Source organism: Photorhabdus hindustanensis (assembly GCF_002968995.1).
Taxonomy (GTDB): domain Bacteria; phylum Pseudomonadota; class Gammaproteobacteria; order Enterobacterales; family Enterobacteriaceae; genus Photorhabdus; species Photorhabdus akhurstii.
Map to the genome: position 1 here is coordinate 1 of NZ_PUWT01000089.1, position 2,573 is coordinate 2,573.

Genomic DNA, 2,573 nt, shown 5'->3' on the forward strand with positions numbered 1-2,573 from the left:
TTTCGGCATTGATGTAATCAACCATTTCAAGGCTGGTCATTGTTGGAGCTTCGGTTACAGATGAATGTGTTTTGACTGTTAATGTGCTCATTTGCGTATACCTTTAGAGATGAACCTTTGCCGCATAGGAAACCAGCCCACCGAGGCTCGCCAGCCATAGCCGGTATCCTCAAAGGCTCATTTCTAAACGGTTCGGTGTGGATTGCGCTGCGGTGCGCGGTGAAATACGGATATAAAAAAGCCTCGCAATCGCGGGGCTGTTACTGGCACTGAGTTTTGATGTAGTCCTGCAAGCCAAGAATCATTTGCTCTGCGATGGTAATGCTTTCCATTGTTCAGCAAGAGAAGCTGGCTCTGGATACTGCTTCTTGTCCTGCCAGTGATCTTCTATTGCTTCACTCATGCGTCGCATCCAGTCGGCCAGTTTTAAAGCAGCTTCTTTCTCCGATTCCAACTCAGGGAAATCAGTAAATTCCATTTTTGGGGTATATCTACCGAACCGATCTTTTTCAATAACAAGAATTTGTTCGAGAATTGTTTTTGAATTTGTATGTGATACGTAGTATTTACTGAGTTGCGTGCCCTCTTCTCTGTTTTTTTCGAAGTAAATCAAGTCAACTTCCGTTTTCATTTCTTCACCTATTGACACTGGGTTCTAACATAGTCCTGCAAGCCCTCTAGTTGTGCCTGCATCGTTGTTACTCTTTCGGTGAGAGTGAAATAATCCCTGACAACGGAGTCTTCCAATCTGGGGCTGGCTGCATCATCCATGCGGGCGCGGGAATCGGCTTCACTCTTTGGACATGTGGCTTTGACGAACAAGCGCTTACGACCGGCAGCAACATCACCACGAAGAGTATCAATTTCAGATTTGGCATTGGCAAGTTCCTGCGTGTGCTTCACATCAAGCTCGTTTAGCATGGTGATGTGTGAGTTCTGATAGTCGATAGTGTCAGTCAGTTGCTGAATATCTTCTTGCTGCTGCTTTGTAACGCGTTGCTCTCTCTGTAACTCAGAGTGATAGTAATACGCTGTCAATGAAATAACGATCAATGCGAGTATCGTGTAGTAATGAGCGTTGAATTTCATACCGGTCTGTTCGCAATGTATACCGCTGTTGAAAACCCGCGCGGCGTTGCGCTCCTGAAATTAGCCCGCTCTTTACCTGGGGGAGCTTTGTGAATTCTGTCGTCTGGTTCACCTAATCTTAAAGCCATGCGAGGTTCTGGCATTACGAATCCGTTTCCCGCCCATAAACATGTTTTCTTTGTGTAATTATCATTCTTTTCATATTCATTAAAATAATAAGGATGAAATGTATAATCAGGCTTACCAAATATGCTACTGAAAACGCTCACCGGATTTTCGAAGAACCACGGAACGTTCAGCATATTTCCAATGTTTTTGCATTGTTCTGCAACAAGTGCGGCCTTGATTTGAAATGCCGGGTCTTTTTCACGTTTATCTTTGAACCACCTAGCTCCACTGACAGCTACGTCAGTACAGGGAGGAAATCCGGCAACAAATACGGGGTTTTTCACATTGCGAATAGCATGCCATGATTCAGCAGAATCAATAACATTAGCTACTTTTGTTACTGTTCCACCAGCTGTGTGATTTTCTGTCGATGACTTATTATGCTGCGGGTCTATTAATAATGCACTGTATCCGTCATTCAGCCAGGGCTCTGCAAATATTCCGGTGATATCACACAGACATATTATTGTTCCTTTTGTCATACGCTGTCCCTACAAAAGTGAAAAGGCTTTATCAATGACCTCGTTGTTATAGGACGGACTACCATTCTCGACGGTAATAATCGCCTTAATCAGTTTTGTCATAAATGCCTGATTAAACACATCAACAACCTGGTCGCAGGTAACATCGGTGTCTTTACACACACGATTAACATAACCCTCGGTATTATTTTCTATCTTTGGTGCCCAGCGTGAAATAATGCCGCTGACAGTGTTAATGCCGTATTTCCTGTTATAATTCCGAATGACCTTTATCATTGCCCGAATACCATATTCAGGACCGACAAACTGACAAAAAGATTTATCGGTACGCTGTGATTCCGGTACCAAACCTTGCCAGTTATCACCCCAACGGATATTACCGGGATTGTTGTTTCGTATGCCTCTGGTCATTTGTCATCACCAATGCGTTTGTTAATGGCACGAATAGCCATTTCTCTGATTTTATCAACACCGATAAACCCTACAGCGCCGCCTATCATTGGAGATACCCCGGATGAAATTCCGAACGCTTCAATACCACTGGATATCGCCCATGACAGAACGCCACATAACAAACATTCAGCCCATTTGTTTTTACATTCCACTCCGTCATAAATCAGACGCCCCCAACAAATCAATATTGCGGCTGCCGTGCCAGATACTTGCGGCCACGAATGTTTTAAGCCTTCTATCAATTCGGCCCATAAATCAGGATTATTTTTCATCTTCATATTCCACCCCCGTTGGGGATTAAGACCCCGTTAAACGGGTGTGAAAAGAAAAAGGCCGTGAATAATCATGGCCTATGCGTAGTGATAAATGGTAAATTCCATG

At 43.8% G+C, this 2,573-nt stretch carries 5 protein-coding genes; all 5 read right to left on the reverse strand.

Annotation, left to right across the window (positions count from 1 at the left end; translation table 11 throughout):
• Nucleotides 1-301 precede the first annotated feature (301 nt).
• From C6H66_RS23260 to C6H66_RS23280, 5 genes are read right to left on the reverse strand one after another with little or no spacing between them, the layout of a single operon-like run.
• The gene (locus C6H66_RS23260; RefSeq protein ID WP_105396859.1) at nt 302-631 is read right to left on the reverse strand and encodes a hypothetical protein; all 330 of its coding nucleotides are present in this window, start codon (nt 629-631) and stop codon (nt 302-304) included.
• Between the two features lie 8 nt (nt 632-639).
• Nucleotides 640-1,089, reverse strand: a complete 450-nt coding sequence (locus C6H66_RS23265; RefSeq protein WP_105396860.1) for a lysis protein — start codon at nt 1,087-1,089, stop codon at nt 640-642.
• Nucleotides 1,086-1,739: a hypothetical protein gene (locus C6H66_RS23270; protein ID WP_105396861.1), complete on the reverse strand. Its 654-nt coding sequence runs from the start codon at nt 1,737-1,739 to the stop codon at nt 1,086-1,088. Before C6H66_RS23270 ends, C6H66_RS23265 begins: the two co-directional genes overlap by 4 nt.
• 9 nt (nt 1,740-1,748) lie before the next feature.
• Nucleotides 1,749-2,150, reverse strand: coding sequence for a structural protein (locus tag C6H66_RS23275; RefSeq protein WP_105396862.1), 402 nt, complete (start codon nt 2,148-2,150; stop codon nt 1,749-1,751).
• Nucleotides 2,147-2,464: a phage holin, lambda family gene (locus C6H66_RS23280; protein ID WP_105396863.1), complete on the reverse strand. Its 318-nt coding sequence runs from the start codon at nt 2,462-2,464 to the stop codon at nt 2,147-2,149. Before C6H66_RS23280 ends, C6H66_RS23275 begins: the two co-directional genes overlap by 4 nt.
• Nucleotides 2,465-2,573 lie beyond the last annotated feature (109 nt).

Bases quoted from the DNA above. Each gene is read 5' to 3' on its own strand.
- C6H66_RS23260 (WP_105396859.1), bottom strand. From the start codon at position 631: ATGAAAACGGAAGTTGACTTGATTTACTTCGAAAAAAACAGAGAAGAG.
- C6H66_RS23265 (WP_105396860.1), bottom strand. From the start codon at position 1,089: ATGAAATTCAACGCTCATTACTACACGATACTCGCATTGATCGTTATT.
- C6H66_RS23270 (WP_105396861.1), bottom strand. From the start codon at position 1,739: ATGACAAAAGGAACAATAATATGTCTGTGTGATATCACCGGAATATTT.
- C6H66_RS23275 (WP_105396862.1), bottom strand. From the start codon at position 2,150: ATGACCAGAGGCATACGAAACAACAATCCCGGTAATATCCGTTGGGGT.
- C6H66_RS23280 (WP_105396863.1), bottom strand. From the start codon at position 2,464: ATGAAAAATAATCCTGATTTATGGGCCGAATTGATAGAAGGCTTAAAA.